This is a genomic window from Maribacter sp. 6B07 (genome assembly GCF_002700155.1).
GTDB classification, from domain to species: domain Bacteria; phylum Bacteroidota; class Bacteroidia; order Flavobacteriales; family Flavobacteriaceae; genus Maribacter; species Maribacter dokdonensis.
In genome coordinates, this window is sequence record NZ_PDUT01000001.1 from 61,942 (window position 1) to 87,277 (window position 25,336).

The window sequence follows — 25,336 nt, forward strand, 5'->3', positions numbered from 1 at the left end:
ATGCGCAGTACAGCCTTATACATATTAGCACTTATATTACTTGGTTGTTCAGGTAAAAAAGAAGAATACCTTACTGCATTCTCACAACCTACCGTTGAAATAGTTTCTAATGTTACTCATAGCGTTGCGGGTGATGCTATTTCATTAGTATTCAAAACGGATATTGACACAAAAAATATTAAACTACACATTAAAAATGCCTTTGGTAGTGTGCTTTTGTCCCCTGAGATATCCGAAAAAGAAAACATGGTATTCCATATTCCTAAAAACTATACCAGAATTGCCGGTCCGTGTAGATGGAAACTTCTAATGGACGGACATATGATAAAACAGGGAAAATTTGATATTGCCACGAACGCCCCAAAAGCCACTTATATAGAATCGTATTTTGGTCCTCGCAGTGTTACGGCTGGCTACAATGATTACTCTATGTTGACCATTGCCCCTACAGACGCTTTTGACAACCCATTAGACGATGGCACTAAGGTCACCGTAAAATACCAGTTTCAGGATAATATCGATGCGGTTGAAATTGAAACTGAGAGTTTTTTCGCATTTTATAATGTTAGGTCAACTTTAAAATCAGGCAGAATATTAGTTACGGCCGAGTGTAACGGTACAACCTCTAAAGAACTTGCCACAATAGTTTACCCAAATAATGCAACAAATTTTTCCATTAGCAGTGCTAGCGCGCATAATTATGCAGATGGAAACCAGATCATCACTTTTACATCAGACATTATTAAAGACGAATATGGCAACATAGTAACCAATGGTACATTGGTAACCTTTGTAATAAAAACAGATCAAGATGCCTACCTGTATACTATAGGCACAACCATAAACGGAATTGCAGAAGCAAAAACATTACACCCGGATAAAGCGGCCGAGTGGGAAATACAAGCATTTGTAACCGGAGCAGCAGAAAGTAACACCACCAGCTTTACCTTTAACGCTGCCATTAAAGACTATCCTGTTCACTTTTCAAAAGGAAATAGAAATATAGATATTGGACCATTTGAAAGTTTTATGAAGCAGTTAATACCAGATGGTTTGCTAGTGCAATTAGACATCTATGATATGGATGATGTTTTTATTTCCTCTAAAAAAACCACTACCAAAAATGGTGTATGTAACATTTTTCTTGGTGAATATTTTTTAGCGGAAGGTAAATACAAACTTAAAATTAACGCTGCAGGTATAACCAAAGAATTTATAAAAAATATAGATGGCGATACAGTTGAATAAAACATTGTACAGAACAGTACTCATAATTACTTTTTTAGCTATCAACGGACTAGTTCTTTATGGTATTGGCGCTGCATGGGCATTTATGAATACGGGTGCAGATAAGACTTCCATGTTACATTTAGAAGTTCCCATGGAGGATGTCTACAAACCAAGTCTTGATTGGGTCAGTTTAGACAATCCCGGTAGACCTATGGAAAAACAAGCTCTGGCAGAAATCACCAATGACTATATGAACGCATGGCACGTGAGAAACATAGCCTATAAGAAAAATGACCGATATGGAATAGAGGATTTTTATACCGATAGCGCAAGGGTAAGGCTTTATGATAATATAGACCTCAACAAAAAAAACAATCATTGGTACAAACGCACTACCCTAAACCACAACTCTGCTTTAGACTTTTATACGGCAGATGGTACCATGGTCGTTTTTAAAGACTTTAACGTTGAAGAATACCAAGAAATCTATGAAGGAGAAACTTTATTGTTGACCGAAAGAGATACCACCAGCTATCAAGTAATGATGCTTTTGGAGGATGGTTTTTGGCGGATAAGACATTTAAAGGAAATTCCCTCACCGGTTGATACAATACCTACTGAGCCAAGAAACATTGATGACCAATTAAAGAAAATCAACCAGATCAAAGGAATCAACTACTACCCTAAAGATTCGCCCTGGGATACGTTTGGCAAGAAGTTCAATGATACAATTATAGAGCAAGATTTTAAGATCATTCAAGATATGGGGCTCAACACCATTCGTATATTCATACAGTATGAAGACTTTGGCAAAAATAAAGTTGATCATAAAAAACTGCAGCTGTTAAAGACACTTTTGGACAGCGCCGAAGCCTACAATTTAGACGTTCTAATCACTTTATTCGATTTCTATGGGGATTATGATGTTTCTAACTGGACTTTAACACACAGGCACGCCCAGCAAATAGTCAATGCCGTTAAAGACCACCCTGCAGTATTAGGTTGGGATATTAAAAACGAACCAGACCTGGATTTTGAATCCCGCGGACGTTTACGGGTTCTAAACTGGTTAGAGCAAATGATCGCAAATATCAAAAAATGGGACAAAAAACATCCGGTCACTATAGGTTGGTCTACCCCAGAAGCCGGTATAGAACTTGCCGATAAAGTAGATTTTGTATCCTTTCATTATTATAAGGATATCGAAGATTTCAAAACAGCTTATGACACCTTGAATTCAGCTGTGCCCAACAAACCTAAATTACTTCAAGAGTATGGGATATCATCATACAAAGGTGCGTGGAATTTTTATAGAGGTGCAGACCAAGAAGGGCAAAAAGAATACTATAGTCAAATGCAACAGATATTGAAAGAAAACGAAGTCCCATATATGTTTTGGACATTATATGATTTTGAAAAAGTACCAAGTGCCGTGGCAGGAAGCTTTCCCTGGAAAACAAAAAAACAGCACTATTTTGGCTGTTTAGATACATTGGGCAATAAAAAACCTTCGTATTTTGAATTGGTGGAACAGATTAAAAAGGAGTGATTTTCTATTTCATTCTACACAATCATTTTCAGGTAAATGAAAACATAAAAAAAGGGCTGGTGACTAGTCAGCCCTTATAACACTAACCATATCGATTCTAATGAACCAATTTCTTCTCCATAGTCGAAATATCAATATTAAATCCGGTTTCCTTAGACTTCTGTATCGCCTTAAAGTAATCTACATACATTTGTGTAATATCGGACATCGGTAATGAGCATGCCGCTCTATAATTTTGTTTTGCCAATTGAATTCTATAACTATCATCGGTAATGATCTTTTCAATTGCATTGGCTAAAGATGATGTATCGTGCGCATCAAAAAACTCGCCTACATAACCTTCTTCTTTTACCAAAACACTTAAATCTCCTAAATCTGGTAAAGCAACGGCATTACCATAACTACCAGCCTGGTGTAGAACACCTGAACTCCCTGTAGTAGATGTGTAAGGAAAAACGGTAACCGCACTTTCCCCAAATATTTTAGGCACGTCTTCTTCCGCTACATAACCAGTAAACCTGATCTGCGGCACATGGCTATATTTCTGTTTCATTTCATCAAGATAACCTGGTGTATTAGGACTATCGGTTCCTGCAATTACAATTTCAATATCGGCATTGCTTCTAGCGCGGATTTCTTCAACGGCCTCTATAAGAATCTCTACTTTTTTATATGTTCCAAACTTACCAAAAGCCATAACCTGTTTTGGTCCTTCAGGAAGTTTAAAATCTGGCTCTGGCGGAGTTTCAAAAGCACCATGTGGAATTAAGGCCACATTCTTAACCTTGTATTTTTGCTCTAAGGTTGTTACATATTTACTTATGGTTACCGCAAGAATATCTGAAGCCAATACAAATTTGGTCAACGTAGTGCCAATAAAGTTGTATATACTTTGTAATAATTTATTTTTAGTAAAACCTGCATTTTCCAAATCTACTTGCTCAAGAATATTGTGTAACAATGATATGGTAGGTATTCCTTTAGATTTACAAATGAAGGGTAGCATTAACCCTAGTGCAGCAGGTATTTTTTTATCCCCGAACTTTAAAAATTGCAGATTAAAAAGAACGGCATCTGGCTTTGTTTGTGATATGGTCTTACTAATGCGAAATATGTTGTTGTAGTTATTAAAACTCCAACATTCTTTAACCGTAATCTTACAACCATCACCTTCAAAATTCAAGTCTTTTGGTTCATTTGTACGATCGGTAATCAGTATCAACTCGGTTACTTCTTTTTGAAGCCTAAAGTGTTTCACTAAATAATAACCATATTCTGTTAAGGTTACTTTACTGGGCGGATATGCGGTTACAATTGCTAATTTCATTGTGGTTAATTTAATAGACTAGGTTATATAAAGTGATATGAGGTATATGAAAACCCTGTTTTATTTCGCTATAATTTTTGTTTCAGTTTTGTTCTTAATGATGAAAAATAATAGTTGCGCAACCAATAATATGACCATTGCTATTATCTGCATATGTACCACAGTTTCAAGTCCACCATGGTAAAGCATGATCAATGCTACTTGTGAAAAGCCCAATAAGCCCGATAAAATTACCGGCGAGTATTGGTTAAGTGATAAAAAGTAATAAGCAAAAATATTGGAGACGGCAAACAACGAAGTTGCCAACGCATATTTCCAAAGTAGCGGAGCAATACTTAAATAGGCATCTCCAAACATTAAAGTGATGATCAAATTGGGCAGCAAATAACATACCGCCACAATGAATGCAGATAATGTTCCAATAAAAAATACATATTTAAAAAGTACGGGTGCCGTTGGTTCACCATCTTTTTGTTTTTGAATTACCGTAGGCATTAACAGCATTACAAACATCCAAGCAACAAAGTATACTACCCTACCAATTAAGGCCAGTGATGAATATAGACCTGCTTGTTTATCATCAAAATAATGCTTCACCAATAAGATGTCGCTATTGTTAATAATGATTTGAGTAAGTTCATAACCAGCGGTCAAACCAATAAAAATCCATACTTGTTTTAAATCCACTGCAGGTAATCTATCTTTTGAGAAAACCTTAACTCCTTTAAAATCTGAAGGAAAAAGTCCAAACACAAAAGAAAGGGAAATACCAACTGCAATTAAAATTCCAGGTTCCAAGGGTACCAATAATAGTAAGGCGAACGTTAGTAATAACCTGCTCCACATTTCTGTTTGATATGTACCCGCCAATTTTCCAAAATCATGACCACCTTGAAATCTACCCCTGTTTACGCTCATAACAAAGTATAAGGGTATGGCAACGGCAAAAATCATGAACATATAATGGTTCTGCGTATTGAACAATGCTTGCAGATGTTTTGAGAAAATTAGTACTAGAATACCGGTAAACACCCCAAAAACAAGTGCATATCTATACATGGTATTCTTAAAGGCAATCCACGTTTGATCGGTAAATAGAACTGCAAATTTGGTGGTAGCCAATTGGAAGGTCATACCTACAAAAGACAAAACCAAGAGTAATGTCACCAATAAAGCCGCATCGGCAAAAGCTTCTGGACCTAATAACCTACCTAATAGCAAATTATAAAGGTAATTACCGCCATTTACCAGCAAAGCGCTAACCATAAACAATTGTTTAGGGGAAATTCGCTTAAGTGCTAACTTTATTGTTGACATAATGATAGGGTGGTTTAAGAGGGTTTTGTGATATAGGTATTATCTGTAAACGATAGCTATTTTTGCCAATTGGCCAACAATTTTTACGGAATCTTTCATAGAAAGTTTAGAACCATCTGCATGGATCCAACGTTTTAACGGCTGCTCACAAATAAGTTTTTTAGCCTCTACCTTACCGTAATGCTTACGCATACGTATGAACATTTCAACATCAAACAACCATTTGGTAATAAACGGTTTATTAAAAAGTAATGGCACTACAGAGCGATCCATAACTTTAGCCCCACATTGGGTATCGTTAAAGGGCATTCTTAAAATAGTTCTGATAATAAGGTTGATGGTCATACTAATAACCTTACGTGCAGATTCCTTAGTAATATCTGCACCCATTCTGCTCATTCTAGAACCACTAACTATTTTGAAATTGGATTTATCCAGGGTTTCCACCAAATCATCAAAATCCCTAAAATCTGTAGATAGGTCGGCATCTAAAAAGCCTATATAATCTAATTGCGGATCTTTGGCCATATGAAGCATTCCCAAACGTACCGCTTCTGCCTTACCGCCATTTTTCTCACAATCGTAGATACTGATATTACTCTCGTTCCCTTTTCTGAGTTCCTCTAAAACTTTTAAGGTATTATCCGTACTACCGTCATTAACAAAACAAAGGTGATAGCCAAGGTTGCTATGTGCAAAATCTTTAAACTCGGTGCCAGAAAGACGTTCTTCTTCATTATAACAAGGAATAACAACACCAACACAGTTTTTTTGGAGCATTCTACCGCCAGTAGAAATTTCAGTTTTTAGTTCAACAACCGGTGCTCCAATTAGTCTTTTAATACGTGCAGACATTTCTGATAAGCTCACTGGCTTTTTCATATAATCATCTATGCCCAGCGTAAAGCCATCCATAATAATAGCTTCTTCCGTGTTGCCCGACATTACTAAAACAGGCGTAGCATTTCTTTCGCCCCCTTTAATATGTTTCACAACTTCTAAACCAGAAATATCTGGCATGTTTATATCAACAAGGACCAAATCTGGTTGAAAAGAGTCATACAACTCAATTCCCTTCTGGCCAGAATCAGCAGTCATCACATCATAGCCAAGTTCAGTTAGTCTTTTTTCAACAGATAAGAGTATCAACTGTTGATCATCTATGGTTAGTATTTTCATGATTTAAAAAGTAAGATTTAACCTACATATAACGCAGTATTTTTAAAAAATTGTAAGTATTTAAGAAAATTTTAGTATTTAAAAAAAATCATATACCAGCTAAACCTCTGGTTTTAAGCAGTAGCAGTATTTTACTTAATAGTCATTTAAGTAAGAATCTAAATTATCTTGATTATTTTATTTCAACCATTTTAGCCACTTTTTATAAAAAGGAGTAGCTAACCACACTACTCCTCTTTGCACTTAACCTAACCAAAAAGTTTAAAACACTAAATTTTTTTCTACCAGTGGAACATCTAAGGTGAAACCTTTAGATTTGGCCACTTGTATTACCTTAAAATATTCTATATACATTTTCACCACTTTTGACATGGGTATAGCGCTTGCCGCTCTGTAATTAGCTTTGGCCAAATACTCGCGGTAAGAATCATGAGCCAATATATTTTCTATGGCATCTGCCAATGATGATACACTATTTGAATTAAAAAATTCACCCTTATACCCTTCTTCTTTAATCAACGTACTTAAATCTCCAAGCTCAGGTAAAACAACAGCTTTACCATAACTACCTGCCTGATGTAGTACACCGGAGCTACCTATGGTAGAAGTATATGGAAATACCACAACTGCACTTTCTTCAAATATTGTAGGCACATTGTCTTCTTCTACATAACCGGTAAAGCATAATTGATCTACATGTGCATACTTCTTTTTAACGCTTTCTAAATACCCAGGAGTGTTTGGGCTATCTGTACCAGCTATGACAATCTCCAAATTTTGATTAGTACGCCTTCTGATCAACTCTATGGCATCGATCATTATTTCCACCTTTTTATATGTACCAAATTTTCCAAAAGCCAATATCTTTTTTGGTCCTGCAGGTAAAGTAAAATCTGGCTCTTCTGGCGTTTCAAAAGAGCCGTGAGGAATTAAGGCCACGTTTCTAGATTGATATTTGTTTTCTAGAATAGTTTGATATTTACCCATAGTTACTGCAACAACATCTGAAGTCAGCACCAGTTTTGTTAATAGATTACATATACCGCTATAAATTTTTTGAAAAAATTTATTTGAAGTAATACCTACATTATTTAAATCTACCTGCTCTATAATATTATGCATTAATGATATGGTAGGTATACCTTTCATCTTACACAATAACGGTAACATTAAGCCTAACGCTGCCGGTATTTTTTTATCTCCGAACTTTAAAAATTGGAGGTTAAAAAGTACAGCATCCGGTTTGGTAGAAGCAATGACTTTATTAACCTTAAATACATTGGTGTAGTCATTAAAATTCCAGCATTCTTTAACTGTGACTTTACATCCTTTTTCTTCAAAATTCAAATCTTTTTCACCTTTGGTCTTATCGGTAATCAGAATAATTTCTGTGACCTCTTTTTGTAATCTAAAGTGTTTTACCAAGTGATATCCATACTCGGTCAAGGTTACTTTACTAGGGGGGTATGCGGTTACAATAGCAAGTTTCATAAGGTTAAGTTTTAAAATCTATTGGGTTATTTCTGATACAAATATCCGGCAAATGCAAAGCTTTAAAGATGGATTTTAGGTGGATGAAGCTTTACTGTAGTCGAACGGGAGCTATTATAGGTTAAGCAAAAACCCAGAACACAAACAACACAAAATCAACCCGTTAAAAACAATCTGCAATCACTATAACAAACTAACTGAGCCATATAAGCAGGAACTTAAGAGCTATTTGCCCACTTCTAAAAGCTAAATTTCAACTAACCTTTTTTAGTATTAGATTATGGCTTACATAAAGAAGTTGCGCAACAAGAAGCGCTACCATGGCTATAACATAAACTTGAATTATAACTACCAAGCTGTTATGAAAAAATGCCAATAATATAATCTGTGAAAGACCTACCACACCCGATATTATTACCGGAAGATACTTACCAAATGATAAATAGTAATAGGTAAGCACACTAGAGATAGCAAACAATAGTGTAGCCAAAACATATTGAAATAACAATGGTAAAAAGTCAACAATATTTAAAAGAGTTTCTGAAAATGAAACGCATACCATTGCAATAATGGAACTGACCATTACAGCATACAAAGAATATTTTAAGGCTTTTGAAATGGTAACCTTAAACTTTCTATCGTTATCGGTTACATTGGAAATCAAAATTACCGCGACTACCCAAAAAACGAAATAAACAAAATGTCCGATCAAAGCCATTGATGCATACACCTTTGCTTCTATAACACCTAAGTAGTGCTTAACTAAAAATAAATGTATATAACTGATTGTAACATGTACGAGCTCATAACATGCTATCAACACTATAAAGTTTTTAAATCTATTAAATGCTATAGCGTTATTGACACCAATAGTTGAATCTTTTGATATTATTTGGTGATACGAAAAGCCAAACAAAACCAACATCAGTACTAAGCTTATGAGCAGAAAGGGCATACCATATGCCGTACCTGTTAAAAACCTACTTAAAAATTGATTGGCAATATAATTACCCCCAATGACAAAGACAGATACGCTCGTCATTAATAATTGTTCTGGAGATAATTCTGTAAGTACTACTTTATTTGTTCCCATTATTATCATTTTAGTGTCTGTGTAAATAATTTCATTTGACATCAAATTTCTGAACAACTGCCCTTTATTTTGTGGTAGTTTAGGTGGTTTACACATTACTGTAGACCAATGGCAATTATCTTACTTCTAGAATAATAGGAGACCTTTTAACTTTACAATATTCTTCTAAACAAATAAATCACAATAATTACCGTTAGGTATTTGTAGTATTAATCTGACTTTTAAATGATCCGAAAAATAATATTCCTATTTCTGGTAACCACATCTGTGCTAACCGCGCAATCTAATATGACCAAAGGCTTTGGTTTACTTGAGCAAGGTAACTTTCAAGAGGCCGAACTATTTTTTGGAGAATACCTTAAAGAAGATCCTAACAATAAAACTGCAAAGCTATGTTATGGCAGGGCCGTTGGCCTAAGCGGTGAGCCTAAAAAAGCCACAAATTTGTTCTCTGAGCTATTAAAAGAATACCCGGGCGACTTTGAAATTTTAATCAATTATAATGAGTCCTTTCTATGGGCAAAAGAATATGAACAGGCCAAGCCGTTATATGCTGACTTAGTGGAAAAATTTCCTGAAAAATTTGGTGCCGTTTTGGGTTATGCCAATACGTTAAGTAACTTAAAAGAGTACAAATCAGCTTTAAGTTGGGTAGAAAAAGCTATTGCCCTTCAGCCAGAAAATGAAAGTGCCAAAATTTCCAGAAAGTTTATGAGACTGGGCTATGCCAATAGTTTTGTAAACAATCAACAATACAAAAAGGGAGAACAAACGCTTAAAAAAGTCTTTGAGGATTTTCCTAATGATAAAGATGTATTACTTAATCTAGCCAATCTCTATTTAATAATAAAACAAGGAGATAAGGCTAAGAACATGTACGCACGTTACGCAACAAATCAAAAAGATTCTATTACCGCTTTAAATGGCATTGCTTTGGCAGAACATATAAATGAGAACGATAAAGAAGCTTTAAGAATCTCAAAAACTGCAACGGTTAAGGTAGATCAAATTGATGATGTTCCCTTAACAGAAAGTACTTATGACCGATATGTACAAGCTTTGATCTGGAATAGAAAATTCATGACGGCAAAGAAAAAAATAGATAGCTTAGAAGTGCATTATCAAAACAGAAATTGGATACATGCGTTGAGGGCAACCTTAGGTTTATATACCGGTGATGCAAAATCTAGCGTTAAAAGCTACGACAGGATCTTGGCCAATGACAGTGCGTCATTTGATGGTAATTTAGGTAAGGCAAATGCGCTTTTTGCATCTGACAGAATTATTCCTGCATACAAAATGGCCAATCAAACTTTAAAGTTTTATAAGAATCAAAAAGATGCTAAAGGCTTTATAGAAAAGCTAAATTTGATGCACACCCCAACCGTAGAAGAACATGCCGCCTACACTTTTGATAATGGTAACAATACCGCTTTCTTTACCAATACCACTGTAGACGTCCCTTTTTCAACCAAGTTTAAAACAACATTATCATACCTTTATAGAACTACCGAAAATACTGTAACGGTAAATAAGGCAAACTCTCATGTGGTAGTAGCCGGGCTTCATTACAAATTGTTTCCAAAGGGACTCTTAAAAGCAAATGTAGGTATCAACAACTCTAGATTTTTAGATGATTCTTACACCCAACCCGTAATTGATTTAAAGTTAGACCTACAGCCTTTTAAAATGCAGAACCTAACTTTAGGATATCAACGTGAAGTGCAAAACTTTAATGCCGAACTTATTGAACGTGAAATTATTCAGAACCATTATGGGTTGAATTACAACCTTGGTACCAATGTTAATTTTGGATGGTACACACAATTAATGCATACCCAGCAAAGCGATGAAAATGTAAGAAACCTTCTATTTACCTCATTATATTACAATGTGCTTAGAAAACCTGCTTTGAAAATGGGATTGAATTATCAATATATCACCTTTAAAGATCAGGTGCCATCTATTTATTTTAGTCCAGAAAAATACCAAGCAGTAGAAATATTTGCAGATGTTAGAGGAGAGATTTCGGAGAAAACCACCTTTGCTGTTAGTGCCGCAACAGGGATACAAAAAGTAGAGGAAGACCCATATACTAATATCTTTAGAGCAGAAGCCTCTGTTAAACATCAATTTTCAAAAAGATTTAGTTTAAGTGTATATGCCAAATACAGTAATATTGCATCTGCTACAGCCGCTGGTTTTGAGTTTACAGAAATTGGCTTAAAAGCGAAATGGTTGTTTCTTAAAAAACCACTATTCCATAAAAAACTAAACTTTGACTAGTTCTCCTATATATCAAATAAATTTCGCATTTGAACATTTCATTTAAAAGCAAAATAGACATAATTGTAGGGTTCTAAAATTACTTTCCTTTTTTCCTACAAAATACATTGCCAATCCATTAAAAAATCAACATTATTTTTGAAATACGATAATAACATAGTAATAAATGTAAGAATTTTACTTACTTTAGCGTAAGATATACATACACTTCCCTAGCCAAGAATTACTAATTAAAATGAAACTCTAATTGATATTTTATGTGGAAGAGAGTTTTAAAAATGTTTTTAGGATTATACCTACCGTTGTTGGCCCTTACGCTATATGTCTTTTACGCTCAAAAAGAAAAACAGATTGCAGGATTATCTGAATACCAAAAGCGCGATGCTAAAATAAAAAAAGAGTACTTTCTTGAGCAATGTAATACGTTACTTCACGATACCAAGTATTGGTCCAACTTAGCATACCCCGTTAATTTTGACCCCATGAACAAGCACACTGCATTCATGGATCGTTATATAGAACTAATAAAAGAAATTACCGATTATGACCAATTTCGTTTCATTGATTTAAACGGAAAAGAGTTTTTTAGAGCTGTAAGAAATGGTGCAGACTCCGTTACCATTGGTAATCTACAGAATAAAGAAAATCATTTATACGTAAAAGAAGGGCTGGCACTACAAAAGAATCAACTATACCTTTCACATATTAGTCTTAACAGAGAAAATGGTGCAATTGAGAAACCACATAAACCCGTCATTAGAGCGGTAGCACCCATATTTGACACCACTGAAACTAAAATAGGCTTGGTAGTCATAAACTTTAAAATGAAAAGGGTTCTTGACCAACTTAAAAACAAAATAGCCGATACCGAACTATACCTCTTAGATGAAAGCCAACGTGTAATTAGCAGTAGCTTACACAAAGAAGACTTACCCTATGAATCTGGTAAAGTAGATGATCTTTTACCTAAAAATCTAATATCCATAGCTGTAGGTATTACCCGTGACAGTACTATAATAGAAAAAGAACACATTTGGCGCTTACAGCCCATTATACTGAATGGAACGTCCAATTCTTTTGGATCAGCAACCAATATAGCATCTGAAATAGTTACGCCTACCAATTGGTTTATGATTGTAGAAATTCCTCCAAGGCTCATAGCTGCAAATACAAAACCTTTATACGACAGCCTAATAACGTTTAATGCAATTTCAATTGTAAGTCTATTGACATTGTGTTATGTTTTTCAAAAAAAGAAATTAGAGAAAGAACTTTTTTACAAAGAGCTAGAAAGCAAAAATATATTGTTGACCAGAAATAAAAATAAATTAGAAGAAAACAATATCAAGGTCATCAAAATGAACAATCGGTTAGAAATTAGAAACAAGCAGCTAAGCGATTTTAACTATTTAATTTCCCATAACCTGCGTTCTCCTGTTACCAGTATGTCTGTTATTGTTGAAATGATACAGAAAGAAAAAAATCCAGAAATACTAAATCAATTACTACCAAAGTTAGATCAAGTTGCAAAAAGCATTACCAACTTAACCAAAGACATTAACGAATATGTGTCTATTTTGGATAATAAAGAAATTAAACAGTCAAATATTGACCTAGCGGAACTTATTGAAGAAGTAAAGCATGAGTTTACCGAAACACTTTTAGATGATAGCAATTTTAATGTATTGGTGAAATTAGATGCTTGGAACCATATAACCTTTTCAAAGTTCTATTTACAAAGTGTAATACAAAATTTAGTTTCTAATGCCATTAAATATAAGAGGGACAATGTTGCTTCACATATTGAATTTGAATCGGCTATAGAAAATAAACATAAAGTGTTATATGTACGTGATAACGGTATGGGACTAAACCTAGAGAAACATGGTGAAAATGTTTTTAAATTATATAAGAGATTTCATAGAAACATCTCTGGAAAGGGTATGGGCCTCTTTTTAATAAAATCTCAATTAGAGGCTTTAAATGCGACTATAACAATTGACAGTAAAGTAGGAGAAGGAACAACGTTCAAAATAAAATTTTAAGATTATGGATACAAAACCGAATATATTGCTAGTAGATGATGATGAGCTCTACTTATATTTAATGGAAAAGACAATTCAGCAATTATCAAAAGAACTGATCGTCACTACATTTACTGATGGTGAACAGGCCGTGGAATACATTGCTGAATGTACCGCGCAAAAAATGGAACTTCCTGAAGTGATATTTTTGGATATCAACATGCCGTTTTTAGATGGTTGGGGCTTTTTGAACGAGTTTAAAAAACTTAAACCAAAAATTATAAATAATATAAATATTTATATGGTAAGTTCATCTATGCGAGATAGCGATATTAAAAGAGCATCTCACTTTGAAGAGCTAACCGGCTATGTTGTAAAACCGGTTAACAAAACACAATTAGCAGAAATATTCAAAAAGATTTACCACGAAAATTGGTAAAATACTGACCTGAAATCATATCTTATAATAAGTTTAACCTGCGCATTAATTCGGGGCGGTTAGAACGGCTTATAGGTACAACGTTCTTGGCTATCAATACACTATTATCCTCAATATCAATAATTTTAGTGAAATTTATAATATAGGAACGGTGAATTTGCAAAAACAGCCTTTCAGGTAATTTTTCTTTTATTTTCTTTAATGTAGTGTGAACCCTGTAATCTTCCTTCTCTGTTTTAACGTCAATATAATCACCCTTAGCTTCAATGACTAAAATCTCCTTTAACTTTAATTTAATAAGCCTTCTATCTATATTGATATAAAGATCTTCGCCCTCTTCCTTTTCTTTACCTGGTGCTACTGTCTGCATAGGTTTATGAGCTGGAAGGCTTGAAATCTTATCAATACACTTTTCAAACCTCTCTTGGGTAATTGGTTTAACTAAATAATCAACAATACTTTCATATTCGTAGGCAGCAATAGCAAAATCGGTATCAGAGGTAGTTAAAACTATTTTTGGTGGATCTTTTAAGGTCTGTACAAAGTCAACACCACTAAAGCCAGGCATGTGTATATCTAAAAATATAACATCTATAGTTTGTTGGTTTAAAAACTTAATGGCCGATATGGCATTATCAAACTCTTCAATAACATCTAAATCTGGAATCTTTGAACACAATTGTCTAACAATTGCCCTTGCCATAGCTTCGTCATCAATAATAATACAGTTCATTTATATTGTTTTAATATATTCATCAATAGTTTGGAGAACTTTTATGAATTTTGACTTACTATCTTCTTTTCCTTCTAACAATTCCATTTCATAGGCTACTGCAAGTTTGTATGAATCTTGCATTCCTAAAATATTGAACTTGTGCTTTAACTTATGTACAATTTCTGCTGTTTCCTTAAATCTAGTATTGGTTACATGACCAAAATACTCTTCTTTCTCTAATGGAAACTCTGTTTTTATAATATCTATGAACTGACCTCTAAAGGCAACATCATCACCCGCAAGTTCATCAACATAATTTAGGTTTGGTTGCTCTATCATGTATTCTTTTTTAAAGTTATAAAAAATGTGGTACCCACATTTTCTTCTGACTCTAACCAAACACTACCTTCATAAAGAACTGTAATTTTCTTAACAATTGCAAGTCCTATACCCGTAGCATTATTGGTAGTTTCTAATTTTTTAAACATTTGAAAAATTCCTTCTTGGTGATTAGTTGGAATTCCTTTTCCGTTGTCACTAACACTAAATTTCCAAAACAAATCATCTGGCTCATAACCAACTTCAATAATCCCATTTTCCAGATGTTCCGTTGCCGTAATCGCGTTTAGAAATAGGTTCATGAACAATTGTTCTAACCGCTCTCTTTCAAACTCCATCTTAGGCAAATCATTTGCATATTTGAACGTAACGTTTTCTGGAACATAGATAGTCTTCTCTATATCCCTTAAACTTTCTTCTAGGCTAAAGAGAACTCTATGCTCCTTGGTCTCACCCATTGTAGCATGGTTTAGAATACCAGTAACCAGCTTATCCATTTTTATAAGATTCTCAGATACCAATGAGCAATTATCTTTACTGGTCTGTGAGAAATTATCTTTCTCATCTTCCATTATCCAGTTCATTAATGCACTAATATTTCTTATCGGTGATCTTAGATCATGAGAAACCATATGCGCATAATTGTTCAAAGACTCGTTCTGGTTTTCTAAATGGGCCACCAATTTATCTTTCTCCAAGGTCATGTTAGACACCTTAGATGCCAAATTACTTATATATGATGCCAAGTGTTCCGCGTTAAATTCGTTCTGAATATCAAAATCAAATTCTTGTTCATCATTTAAATTCTCCCTTAAACTTGCTATGGCCTTTTCCAATGAAACAAGAATGTTCTTTTGTTGTAATGCCTCTCTCTGTAATTTTTTATTTGCCTCAAAAAGTTCATCTGAACTAATAGTAGACGCTCTATGGAGCATAGAAAATTTATCGTCAAAATTTTCATATGACTTGCCAATGGCTTCCAAAAAGCTTTCCATTTCTGGGTGCGCTTTTAATTCGTCCGGTAGATATTTTCGTATTTGTCTTTTTAAGAGAGAATGCATTATTCACTAAATAAAGTTAGGGTCATGGTCTGGTTGTGCAATTTACAACTATCTTGACCACTAAATGGCGCCATTTCCCCATAAGAGTAAAACCCACTTATAACTGTATTATCTCCAATTACCGCTTTCACCTCTTCAATTTCCTCTTCGGTACGTTGGTCCATAACCAGTTTTCTTCCAATACAACTGATCAATAAAGCCAACTCAGGAGAACTTTTTCTATTTTCCATTGCCAACTCTGCTGCGTGAAAAGCCCCATTTGCTATATCATCTACAGATGACATCATTAATTGTACCCTGGCACCTTCTGGAATATCACCTGCAAGGGTCATTGTATTTTCAACCTCATCTATATTTAAAATTGTACGTACCAAAGGTTCTGAATTTTCAGTGGTCTTTACACTCAACGGATATAATAATGCCGACTTTGGCAATTCTTTGGCTTTTTCACCTAAATATGTTTTATAAAGATCCAAAGCAGGTTTACCATCAAGTTCATAAAGTATATTACCTTGAGATTTTGTTATGATTCTTTCAGGACCAAAGGTTGTCCACCCTCCATAGTTTGCACTTGAAATCTCTAAAGTATCACCATAAAAACCAATAGCAACTATCTCTCCTTCTTTTGGGCTTTCATTATAAGAAGCCAAAGTTTTTTCAAAACGGTCATCATCTCCACATAAGCCTCCAGAAAGACCACAACCATTATTGTTTAAATGCTCAATGCCTTCAATTAAAGCACTACCGTTTACACTACTACCTTCAGAAATAACGAACAAATGCTTTAAATGCTCTTTAGGAAATTGGGCAGCCAATTTCGTTCCCATTTTCTTGTCATCATGTTGATAGTCCTTTACATTACATCTTTTCACCAAGATTTTACTCTTTTCAAACTCTATGGCCGTTAAAACTACCGTACCCTCTAAAACCTTATCATCTATGATTTCGCCTGAGGTGGTACCAAAAACAATATGACCTTCTGGGAAAAGAGCTCTAACCTCATTAAATATATGCTCACTTTCCAACATATACCTGTTACCGAACACCAAAACCAAAGGTTCCTTTAATTGATTTGAATTTTGAAAAACAAAAGTCTCATCGCCCTTTTTTATCGCTTGAACTATTTTCATAATTTCCTTATTCGTTATGGTCTTTCTTTATTGTAAAATGAAACTGGGTACCCTCGCCTACTACACTGTCTACCCAGACTTTTCCTTGGTAACGATCAATTATTTTTTTAACGATCGATAAACCTATACCCGTTGACCTTTCGTTATTACCAATAGATTGAAAGATGTCGAATATTTTCTTGTGATACTCTTCTGGAATTCCTACCCCATTATCACTAATGGTAAATTGCCAGTAATCTCCAGTATCATTATAAAGTACTTCTACTAAACCAACTTCTCTTTCAATATGAACTACCGCATTACCAATTATATTTTGAAAAACCTGATGAACTTTAATTCGATCTGCCATTATGGTAGGCAATGATTTTGGTATTTTCAATTGAACGTGATCAGGTATATAGATAGTTTCACCAATATCTGCGATGACACTGTTCAAGTCTACTTTAGAATTATCCAAGGCAGAGCTGTTTGCCGTAGAATACTCAAGTATGCCATGGATTAACTTGTCCATAGAAGCTACTTTCTCTTGCATAAGTTCTAAATTCTGCTTACCACCTTCATCTAAAACATCTTTATAATCATCGCTTAGCCAAGTTGCAAGGGCACTAATACTCCTAAGAGGCGATTTAAGGTCATGAGAAACAATATGTGCGTATTCTTGTAAACCTTGGTTACTATTTTCAAGATCTTTAACCAATTTCTCTTTCTGTAATTCCAGTTCTTTTTGCTCGGTAATATCAAGTGTAATACCGATTGAACCAATTACCTCATGGTTTTTACTATAACGAGGAGCAACACTTATTAACCAATGCCTTTTCTCTCCAGACTTGGTAATAACATGTACTTCATATGAATCTGAATTTCCGTTTGCGCGGGTTTTGATCTTATCGGCTACTTTATTTTTATCTTCTAGGCTTACAAAATCTTTGGCATCTGTATTTAGCAATTCACTTTCTTCAAAGCCGATCATATCACAAAAACTTTGATTGACCATTTGAATTACCCCTTCTCTATTTGCCTCTAAAAGTCCTAAGTTCATATTGGCAATTATTCCACTATACTTTTCCCTTTCAGACTTTAAACGTTCTTCAGCTTCTAACTGTTGGGTAATATCTTCAACCATCATTACGATATAGCTGATTTCCCTATATATATTTCTTACCGCATTGACAGATAATTTAACTTGTAGTTTTTCTCCATCGCTCTTTATGAACTTCTGATGAATGGTATAATTATCAATTTCACCATTGTTCAGTTTAGTGGAGAATTCATTGGCTAATTCTATACTTTCTTTATCCGTAAAATCCTTAACATTCATTTTCATGAAGCTATTGAGAGTATAACCTAATAAGGAGGTCATTGTATAATTGACCTTTAAAATTTTACTGGAATCTGCAAGAATAATACCTAGCGGTGAGCTATTTACAATTACATCTAATTGCCTTTTCTGTTCTGACAACAACTCCCTCACCTCCATTTCTTGGGTAATATCCCTTACTATACCTTGAGCGGCAACAGGTAGTTTTTCTTTATTGTAAACTAAGCTGGCATTAATCTCCACCCATTTTTCAACTCCGCCCTTAACCAATATTTTTGCTCTGTAGTTTTTAAGCTTTCCTACCTCTTTTAAACTACTAAAAGATTCTATGGTATATTCCATATAATCTTTATGTACCATTTTCCAAAGGTTTACCTCTTCGATATTATTATCATAGCCCAAAAAGTTTTTTGCAGATAAATTCATACTTACCACGTTAAATGATAAGTCCATAACAACATAAGGATCTATGATGTTAATGAATACGCCATCTAGTTCAGACGTTTTTTCGCTCAATAAATTTTCAAGCTTAGCATTAGATTCCCTTAAATGGCTGGCCACCTCATAAAGTTCATGAGATTTTTCCTCCAATATCTTTTCAGCTTGCTGTCGTGCTCTTTTTTGTCTTTCGAGGGCTTTTCTTAAAAGAACAACTTCTTTACTATCCATGTTGTACAACGTCAAATTTTACTTCAGTACCATCATCCTTTAGAAGTTCATAAGTAATATCTGCCTTACCATTAAAATGTTCAAATGCTTTTTCAATTAAACCATGAGCCAGCCTATACAATCCTCTAGAAGAACTATAGATCATAGAAATGGAATTATCCGTTTTTTCAAGAATTTTGAATGTAGGTAATTCCGCTTCCGGATATAATTTTTTAACGTGTACATGTATATGGTCTTCTATAGAGTACAAAAGACCTATGGGTGACAAATAACTTTGTATTACCTCTGGATGAGCATTTTTTAAACTTGAGAATAAATAAAGTCCAAATGCGTATATTAAGTCACCAGCAGGTAGATCTACCTCTTCACTTAACTGGGTAACTAAAGCTACCATCTCATTAAATTCGTAGGTAGCTACAGAGGTATATATGCCTTGAGAAGGCAAATCTGCTTTTTCTATAATATTATCAACGGTCTCTAATCCAAATTCAGATTCGACCATTTCTAAAAACTCGGTAAATACAATTCCCTTCATTTCCTATTTTTAATAACGTTCCTCAAACGTAGGAAAATTAATACGAAAATGCAGGAAAATGTTGTGAAATGAGCTTTTTTGTTAGCCTTTCACTAGTTGGTTAACACTCCAGTACTCTAAAACAGCATTAAGTTTATACTCATAATCCTCATATTTCAATGGTTTTATAACATAACCGGCTATACCAACTTCGTAGCATTTTAATAAATCTGCTCTATTTTCTGAAGTAGTCAAAATTATGGTAGGTAAGTATCTTAGATGCTCATCTTCTTTTAAAATAGATAAGAACTCTATACCATTCATTCTTGGCATGTTCAAATCCAATAGAATGATATCTGGAAGTTTTTCACCAGATCTTAAATACGTTAGAGCAGATTCTCCATTTTTTGCCTCAACGATTGAATGCTTTAAATTAAGTTTAGAAACAGTTCGTTTCAACTTCATTACTTCTATTAAATCGTCTTCTATTAGTAAAATATCCATTGTTGTTCATTTTGATACTACAAATGTCAGAGATAAGTCACAAATAAATTGACCAGTGTAGGTGAATGACGCTTAAGTGTCGGTGAATGGTATTTATCTAACGTTAAACTTTTTAAGCAATCATGTAAAACTACGTTGTATATCGAAGGAAGAAATGTCCATAGAAGTCTTATTACCAGACAGTAACTCTGTAATTAACTTACCAGTAGCAGGTCCCAAACTCCACCCCATCATGGCATGACCAGTACCAATTGTTAAGTTCTTAATACTTGCCGATCTGCCTATATATGGCAACCCATCTGGAGAAACTGGTCGTAGACCTGTTTTAACACTTTTAATTTCGGCCTCATTGATCTTCAGGTCAGGGTAAAAAGAACTTGCCCCATTAGCTATTGCCGCAACCCTTTCTTTCCTTATAATATTGTTGATCCCTGAAAACTCCATAGTACCCGCAAATCTTGTAAAACCCCTCATTGGTGTTACCGCCATTTTAGATTCCATTAATATGGCCGGAACAGAAATACCCGTTTCCCTAGCTACATTAATACTGTAGCCTTTACCTCCTTGTAAAGATAACTTTAAATGTAAACGCTTTGCAAGATCACCGCTCCATGAGCCTGCCGCAAATACTACCTCATCGGGTGTATAAGATTGTTTATTGGTAATAATTTCTTTTATTCTATTATCTGATGTCTTTAGATCAATAACCTCTTCTTTAGTTTTTATGATTACACCACTTTGCTTTAAATACGCCAATAGTTTAGGCATTATCTCATTTGGTGTGGTATGAGCGTCACACTCATAATGTATAGCTCCTTCTGCATCGATATTTACATGAGGCTCAATAATTCTTAATTCGTCTTTGTTTAAGTCGGTAACCTCTAAACCTTCTTGTGCCACTCTATAGGCCACCTTTTTTTCGTGAAGATAACTCTCTTCCGTTTTGTATAACATTAATAGCCCTTTTCGCTCTAACTGAAAATTGCCAAGATCACCTGAATTTTTAATATCCGTAAATAATTCCCTGCTTAATAGATTAATATCCTTAATTACCCCTATGGCCTTTTCAACCTTGGCCTCAGTAGAAGATTTATGAAAATACCATGACCATTTTAAAAAATCAACATCTAACCTAGGTTTCATATAAAATGGGCTCGCAGAATTGAACATCATTTTAATTCCTTTTGCGATCATACCAGGGGATGCTAATGGAATAATATGACTTGGAGTTATGTAACCTGCATTTACAAATGAAGCACCAGCGCTAATATTGCCTTTATCTATTACTGTAACCTCAAAACCTTCTTTATTCAAATAGTAAGCTGTACTTAAACCAACAATGCCACCGCCAATTATTATTACATTCTTCATCTACTATTTTCTATAATTTATATGACCTGAAATCCGTGAGCATAGGGATCATCATCATCTATGGTAATGGTATTCTTTCCGTAAATTTTTGCCCAACCTTTTATGCTGGGTATAATCGCAAGCTTGCCGGCTAGGGTGGTCTCCTCTTCTACTTTACCAATAAATTGTGAACCTATATAACTTTCATGAACAAAATCTTCACCCACATTTAATTTCCCCTTTGCATGCCATTGTGCCATTCTAGCAGAAGTACCTGTACCGCAAGGCGACCTATCTATTGCTTTATCACCGTAAAATACCGCATTTCTGGCGTTAGCCTTTTCAGAGATAGTATTTCCCGTCCATAACATATGGGTTACATTCTTTATGGTAGCATCTTCTGGGTGAATAAACATTTGGGGATATTTAGCATTTATGTTTTCCCTGAGTTCTTGACTATATTGAATTAACTGGCTTGCGGAAAAATCTTGTATTCCACTAAAATTCTTTTGTGGGTCCACAATGGCATAAAAATTACCCCCATAACTAACATCAAAAGTCAATTCACCCAGGTATGAAGATTCTATAGTCAAATCTGTAGCAGCTAAATATGATTTTACATTGGTCAGCTTTACCCAGTCTACTTTAGTACCATTTTGCTTGTATGTTATATGTACCAATCCTGCAGGAGTCTCCATACGGACAATACCAGGTGTTTTTGGCACAATTAGCCCTTCTTCAATACCTATAGTAATTGCCCCGATGGTCCCGTGCCCGCACATGTGTAGACAACCACTGGTTTCAATAAACAAAATACCAAAATCATTATTGGGATTACTTGGAGGGTAAAATATACTACCACTCATCATATCATGACCGCGCGGTTCATACATAAGCCCTTTTCTGATCCAATCATAATCTTTTAAAAAGTGCTGTCGCTTTTCGCTCATTGTAGCACCAACCAAATTTGGTCCGCCATGTTTTATCACCCTAACGGGATTACCACAGGTGTGGGCATCAATACAAACAAAAGTACTACTGGCCATAATTACTAAAATCTTAAACTACATATAGCTGAACCTAAATTTCCGTATTTGTATAAACACCTTCAATAAGACGTGTTATACCTAGAGGATTTTCATTTTTCAGTGCATCTGGCAAAAGTCTATTAGGCCAATCTTGATATGACACCGGGCGTACCCATCTTTTTATAGCCGATGTACCTACAGAAGTAAAACGAGAATCCGTAGAAGCTGGGTATGGTCCGCCATGCACCATAGAAGAATTTACCTCTACACCTGTGGGTACACCATTGAACAGTATGCGACCTACTCTGCCCTTTAATGCATCCACAACTCCAGCGTTCAATTCCAGTTCTTCTTCACTCCCCAAAATTGTTCCCGTTAATTGACCTTCCAAATGGTTGATGATATCTTCCATCCCAGCGCCATCTTTACACATGACCACTATAGAGAAAGGTCCAAATACCTCTTTATGCAATTTTGTATTCGCTAAAAAATCCGAACCACTTACTTTTAAAATTAAAGGCTGACCACTATTAACATTGACATCTTTCTTATACTCGGCAGTAATTACCACTCCATCTTGCTCCGAAAGTTCCTTTTTACCTTCCACATATTTAGCATATATATTAGGATGAAGCATGGTTGTTGGCTCCAATTTTAGAATCTCCTTAGACAAAGCATCTATGAATTCATTAAGATGTTCTCCTTGTACTCCTAAAATCAATCCCGGATTTGTACAAAATTGACCAGCACCTAAAGTAATTGACGAAGCGTATTTAGTTGCCCAAGTATCACCTTCTTGTTCTAATGCCGATGGCAGCAAAACCACTGGGTTTATACTTCCCATTTCTGCAAATACCGGTATTGGCTCATCTCTTTCGTTAGCCAATTTATAAAGTGCGGTTCCACCATGTATACTTCCGGTAAAACCTACGGCCTTTACTTTTGGGTGTTTTATCAACTGCTGGCCAACTTCAATACCACTGCTATTTAAATTAGAAAATACACCATTGGGCATACCTGTCCTCTTCGCCGCTTTAATGATCGCCGAAGAAACCAGTTCACCTGTACCAGCATGCATAGGGTGACTTTTTACGATTACGGGGCATCCTGCGGCTAGAGCACTTGCCGTGTCTCCACCCGCCGTAGAAAACGCCAAAGGAAAATTACTGGCACCAAATACCACTACTGGACCCAACGGAAATAGCATTTTTCTTATGTCAGATTTTGGCAATGGCTCTCTATCTGGTTGTGCTTTTTCAATAACGGCTTCTACCCATGACCCTTGTTTAATCAAGGTTGCAAAAGCTCGCAATTGCCCCATAGTTCTGCCACGCTCGCCAACCGCTCTTCCTTGGGGCAGACCAGACTCTCTGCAATACGTGTTTATCAGCTCATCCCCTAAAGCTTCTATTTCATCTGCAATAGCTTCTAAAAACTCAGCTTTTTTTTCTCCTGAATAATCTTTATAAACTGCATAGGCATCCGTTGCCAAAGCAACTGCTTCATTGATTTCATTAGTTGTAGCCTCATAGAATGTCCATTCCGTGTTCTCATTATTTTTAGGATCAAAAGTCTTGAACGTTTTCTCACCTTGTCTAGAAGCTTTATTCCCTATTGCATTTGTACCGCTGATCATTTTTTATTTTTATCGTGTTACCCAAAAGTAAAGAAAGTACCCGTAACAAATTTCTACATTCTGTTTACATTTCACTAAAGTTTCAGGCGCAACATATTTTAGTATGAGTTTTAAAATTTAAGCCAATTTCTTATAATCTGGTAATGTAGGCCTTGTAGCTATACCCTGTTTTATTATAGCAGCTACTCTTTCTCTTTCAGCTCCTACTAAAGGTAACCTAGGTGCCCTAACATTTTCTGTGCCTATACCCGTAGCAACTTCTGCCATTTTAATGTTCTGTACCAATTGCGGACTAATATCCAACTCTAACAATGGCAAAAACCATCGGTAAATATCCAATGCCTCTTTTATACGACCTGCCTTTGCCAATTCAAAGACGGCACAAGTCTCGGCAGGAAATGCACAAACCAATCCGGCAACCCAACCATCGGCACCCATTAATGTGCTTTCCAGCCCAAGCGTATCAACCCCGGTCAGTACATTTAACCTATCTCCAAATCTTGTCTTTATACGGGTAATATTTGATATATCTCTTGTTGATTCTTTAACAGCCTGTATGTTACTACATACCATTAACTCGTCCAACATTTCCAATGTGACCATTATACCGTAATCTACAGGATTGTTATAGATCATAATGGGCAATTTTGTGCTATTTGCCGTTTCCTTAAAATACGTTACCGTTTCATAATCATTAGCTTTATACCGCATTGGTGGCAACATCATTAATCCAGTAGCACCGCATTCTTCTGCTACCTCTGCCGCATGTTTGGCATCTTTAGTAGTTTGCTCTGCAATATTGATAATAACCGGCACCTTACCTTCTACCAACTGCACGGTTTCTTTCATTAAAACCTTTTTTTCATCATACGTAAGTGTGCTTGCTTCTCCCAAAGTACCTCCAAGTATTATTCCACTCACTCCTGCCTCTAACTGGGCTTTTATATTGACCGAAAACATGTCTAGATCCAAGTCATCCTTATCGGTAAATTTTGTTGTTGCTGCCGGCATAACGCCTGTCCATGATATACTCATTTTATATTCTTTTGATAATACCCAAAAATAAGATGGGCTTTACCAATCAAGTGTATTCATATTACCTAAACCTGATACTATATTACCATGTAATTATTCCAT

General features: G+C 35.2%; 21 protein-coding genes. 5 read left to right on the plus strand and 16 right to left on the minus strand.

Annotated elements, in window-relative coordinates; all coding sequences use genetic code 11:
- Both CSC80_RS00235 and CSC80_RS00240 read left to right on the plus strand, forming a co-directional pair.
- Positions 1–1,248, plus strand: coding sequence for a hypothetical protein (locus tag CSC80_RS00235; protein ID WP_099188948.1), 1,248 nt, complete (start codon positions 1–3; stop codon positions 1,246–1,248).
- On the plus strand, positions 1,229–2,779 hold the full coding sequence (locus CSC80_RS00240; RefSeq protein WP_099188950.1) for a cellulase family glycosylhydrolase: 1,551 nt from the start codon (positions 1,229–1,231) through the stop codon (positions 2,777–2,779). The genes CSC80_RS00235 and CSC80_RS00240 overlap by 20 nt, the downstream gene beginning before the upstream one ends.
- A 97-nt stretch (positions 2,780–2,876) precedes the next feature.
- Here the strand turns inward: CSC80_RS00240 and CSC80_RS00245 are convergent, their stop codons facing one another.
- The 5 genes from CSC80_RS00245 to CSC80_RS00265 all read right to left on the minus strand — a co-directional run bounded on the left by CSC80_RS00245 (position 2,877) and on the right by CSC80_RS00265 (position 9,186).
- Entirely contained in the window at positions 2,877–4,106 is a 1,230-nt protein-coding gene (locus tag CSC80_RS00245) for a glycosyltransferase (RefSeq protein ID WP_058103428.1), read from the minus strand.
- Positions 4,107–4,166: 60 nt separating this feature from the next.
- Positions 4,167–5,423 carry an oligosaccharide flippase family protein gene (locus tag CSC80_RS00250; protein ID WP_099188952.1) on the minus strand — a complete coding sequence of 419 codons (1,257 nt, stop codon included), beginning with the start codon at positions 5,421–5,423 and terminating at the stop codon, positions 4,167–4,169.
- Between the two features lie 39 nt (positions 5,424–5,462).
- Complete coding sequence (locus CSC80_RS00255) at positions 5,463–6,602, minus strand: response regulator (protein ID WP_058103430.1); 1,140 nt, start codon at positions 6,600–6,602, stop codon at positions 5,463–5,465.
- 261 nt (positions 6,603–6,863) lie between these two features.
- Positions 6,864–8,093: a glycosyltransferase gene (locus CSC80_RS00260; RefSeq protein ID WP_099188955.1), complete on the minus strand. Its 1,230-nt coding sequence runs from the start codon at positions 8,091–8,093 to the stop codon at positions 6,864–6,866.
- Positions 8,094–8,346: 253 nt separating this feature from the next.
- Positions 8,347–9,186 (minus strand): hypothetical protein, encoded by an 840-nt coding sequence (locus tag CSC80_RS00265; RefSeq protein WP_143751704.1) that lies wholly within the window; start codon positions 9,184–9,186, stop codon positions 8,347–8,349.
- Between the two features lie 225 nt (positions 9,187–9,411).
- Between CSC80_RS00265 and CSC80_RS00270 the strand changes: the two genes are divergently transcribed.
- From CSC80_RS00270 to CSC80_RS00280, 3 genes are all read left to right on the plus strand, one after another.
- On the plus strand, positions 9,412–11,472 hold the full coding sequence (locus CSC80_RS00270) for a tetratricopeptide repeat protein (RefSeq protein WP_236973289.1): 2,061 nt from the start codon (positions 9,412–9,414) through the stop codon (positions 11,470–11,472).
- 257 nt (positions 11,473–11,729) lie between these two features.
- On the plus strand, positions 11,730–13,517 hold the full coding sequence (locus CSC80_RS00275) for a sensor histidine kinase (RefSeq protein ID WP_099188959.1): 1,788 nt from the start codon (positions 11,730–11,732) through the stop codon (positions 13,515–13,517).
- Between the two features lie 4 nt (positions 13,518–13,521).
- Complete coding sequence (locus CSC80_RS00280; protein ID WP_071341684.1) at positions 13,522–13,935, plus strand: response regulator; 414 nt, start codon at positions 13,522–13,524, stop codon at positions 13,933–13,935.
- Positions 13,936–13,957: 22 nt separating this feature from the next.
- Here CSC80_RS00280 and CSC80_RS00285 read toward each other — a convergent pair whose 3' ends face one another.
- The 11 genes from CSC80_RS00285 to CSC80_RS00335 all read right to left on the minus strand — a co-directional run bounded on the left by CSC80_RS00285 (position 13,958) and on the right by CSC80_RS00335 (position 25,234).
- Positions 13,958–14,668, minus strand: coding sequence for a LytTR family DNA-binding domain-containing protein (locus tag CSC80_RS00285; RefSeq protein ID WP_099188961.1), 711 nt, complete (start codon positions 14,666–14,668; stop codon positions 13,958–13,960).
- Positions 14,669–14,989, minus strand: coding sequence for a hypothetical protein (locus CSC80_RS00290; RefSeq protein ID WP_058103437.1), 321 nt, complete (start codon positions 14,987–14,989; stop codon positions 14,669–14,671).
- The gene (locus CSC80_RS00295; RefSeq protein WP_099188963.1) at positions 14,986–16,050 is read right to left on the minus strand and encodes a HAMP domain-containing sensor histidine kinase; all 1,065 of its coding nucleotides are present in this window, start codon (positions 16,048–16,050) and stop codon (positions 14,986–14,988) included. The genes CSC80_RS00290 and CSC80_RS00295 overlap by 4 nt, the downstream gene beginning before the upstream one ends.
- Complete coding sequence (locus CSC80_RS00300) at positions 16,050–17,180, minus strand: FIST N-terminal domain-containing protein (RefSeq protein WP_099188965.1); 1,131 nt, start codon at positions 17,178–17,180, stop codon at positions 16,050–16,052. The genes CSC80_RS00295 and CSC80_RS00300 overlap by 1 nt, the downstream gene beginning before the upstream one ends.
- Positions 17,181–17,187: 7 nt before the next feature.
- Entirely contained in the window at positions 17,188–19,167 is a 1,980-nt protein-coding gene (locus tag CSC80_RS00305; protein WP_099188967.1) for a PAS domain S-box protein, read from the minus strand.
- A complete protein-coding gene (locus tag CSC80_RS00310) occupies positions 19,160–19,702 on the minus strand; it encodes a heme NO-binding domain-containing protein (protein WP_074672884.1) in 543 nt (180 codons plus the stop codon). Before CSC80_RS00310 ends, CSC80_RS00305 begins: the two co-directional genes overlap by 8 nt.
- A gap of 81 nt (positions 19,703–19,783) precedes the next feature.
- Positions 19,784–20,185, minus strand: coding sequence for a response regulator (locus CSC80_RS00315; protein WP_058103442.1), 402 nt, complete (start codon positions 20,183–20,185; stop codon positions 19,784–19,786).
- 120 nt (positions 20,186–20,305) lie between these two features.
- Positions 20,306–21,556 carry an FAD-dependent oxidoreductase gene (locus CSC80_RS00320; protein ID WP_099188968.1) on the minus strand — a complete coding sequence of 417 codons (1,251 nt, stop codon included), beginning with the start codon at positions 21,554–21,556 and terminating at the stop codon, positions 20,306–20,308.
- A gap of 17 nt (positions 21,557–21,573) precedes the next feature.
- Complete coding sequence (locus CSC80_RS00325; RefSeq protein ID WP_099188970.1) at positions 21,574–22,581, minus strand: 4-hydroxyproline epimerase; 1,008 nt, start codon at positions 22,579–22,581, stop codon at positions 21,574–21,576.
- Between the two features lie 34 nt (positions 22,582–22,615).
- Positions 22,616–24,199, minus strand: a complete 1,584-nt coding sequence (locus CSC80_RS00330; RefSeq protein WP_099188972.1) for an aldehyde dehydrogenase (NADP(+)) — start codon at positions 24,197–24,199, stop codon at positions 22,616–22,618.
- Between the two features lie 117 nt (positions 24,200–24,316).
- Positions 24,317–25,234, minus strand: coding sequence for a dihydrodipicolinate synthase family protein (locus CSC80_RS00335; RefSeq protein WP_099188974.1), 918 nt, complete (start codon positions 25,232–25,234; stop codon positions 24,317–24,319).
- Positions 25,235–25,336: the final 102 nt, after the last annotated feature.

Coding starts and splice junctions, on each gene's coding strand:
- CSC80_RS00270 (WP_236973289.1), top strand. CDS start 9,412: ATGATCCGAAAAATAATATTCCTATTTCTGGTAACCACATCTGTGCTA.
- CSC80_RS00240 (WP_099188950.1), top strand. CDS start 1,229: ATGGCGATACAGTTGAATAAAACATTGTACAGAACAGTACTCATAATT.
- CSC80_RS00320 (WP_099188968.1), bottom strand. CDS start 21,556: ATGAAGAATGTAATAATAATTGGCGGTGGCATTGTTGGTTTAAGTACA.
- CSC80_RS00235 (WP_099188948.1), top strand. CDS start 1: ATGCGCAGTACAGCCTTATACATATTAGCACTTATATTACTTGGTTGT.
- CSC80_RS00315 (WP_058103442.1), bottom strand. CDS start 20,185: ATGGATATTTTACTAATAGAAGACGATTTAATAGAAGTAATGAAGTTG.
- CSC80_RS00300 (WP_099188965.1), bottom strand. CDS start 17,180: ATGAAAATAGTTCAAGCGATAAAAAAGGGCGATGAGACTTTTGTTTTT.
- CSC80_RS00305 (WP_099188967.1), bottom strand. CDS start 19,167: ATGGATAGTAAAGAAGTTGTTCTTTTAAGAAAAGCCCTCGAAAGACAA.
- CSC80_RS00255 (WP_058103430.1), bottom strand. CDS start 6,602: ATGAAAATACTAACCATAGATGATCAACAGTTGATACTCTTATCTGTT.
- CSC80_RS00250 (WP_099188952.1), bottom strand. CDS start 5,423: ATGTCAACAATAAAGTTAGCACTTAAGCGAATTTCCCCTAAACAATTG.
- CSC80_RS00245 (WP_058103428.1), bottom strand. CDS start 4,106: ATGAAATTAGCAATTGTAACCGCATATCCGCCCAGTAAAGTAACCTTA.
- CSC80_RS00290 (WP_058103437.1), bottom strand. CDS start 14,989: ATGATAGAGCAACCAAACCTAAATTATGTTGATGAACTTGCGGGTGAT.
- CSC80_RS00335 (WP_099188974.1), bottom strand. CDS start 25,234: ATGAGTATATCATGGACAGGCGTTATGCCGGCAGCAACAACAAAATTT.
- CSC80_RS00285 (WP_099188961.1), bottom strand. CDS start 14,668: ATGAACTGTATTATTATTGATGACGAAGCTATGGCAAGGGCAATTGTT.
- CSC80_RS00265 (WP_143751704.1), bottom strand. CDS start 9,186: ATGGGAACAAATAAAGTAGTACTTACAGAATTATCTCCAGAACAATTA.
- CSC80_RS00310 (WP_074672884.1), bottom strand. CDS start 19,702: ATGAAGGGAATTGTATTTACCGAGTTTTTAGAAATGGTCGAATCTGAA.
- CSC80_RS00260 (WP_099188955.1), bottom strand. CDS start 8,093: ATGAAACTTGCTATTGTAACCGCATACCCCCCTAGTAAAGTAACCTTG.
- CSC80_RS00275 (WP_099188959.1), top strand. CDS start 11,730: ATGTGGAAGAGAGTTTTAAAAATGTTTTTAGGATTATACCTACCGTTG.
- CSC80_RS00325 (WP_099188970.1), bottom strand. CDS start 22,581: ATGGCCAGTAGTACTTTTGTTTGTATTGATGCCCACACCTGTGGTAAT.
- CSC80_RS00295 (WP_099188963.1), bottom strand. CDS start 16,050: ATGCATTCTCTCTTAAAAAGACAAATACGAAAATATCTACCGGACGAA.
- CSC80_RS00280 (WP_071341684.1), top strand. CDS start 13,522: ATGGATACAAAACCGAATATATTGCTAGTAGATGATGATGAGCTCTAC.
- CSC80_RS00330 (WP_099188972.1), bottom strand. CDS start 24,199: ATGATCAGCGGTACAAATGCAATAGGGAATAAAGCTTCTAGACAAGGT.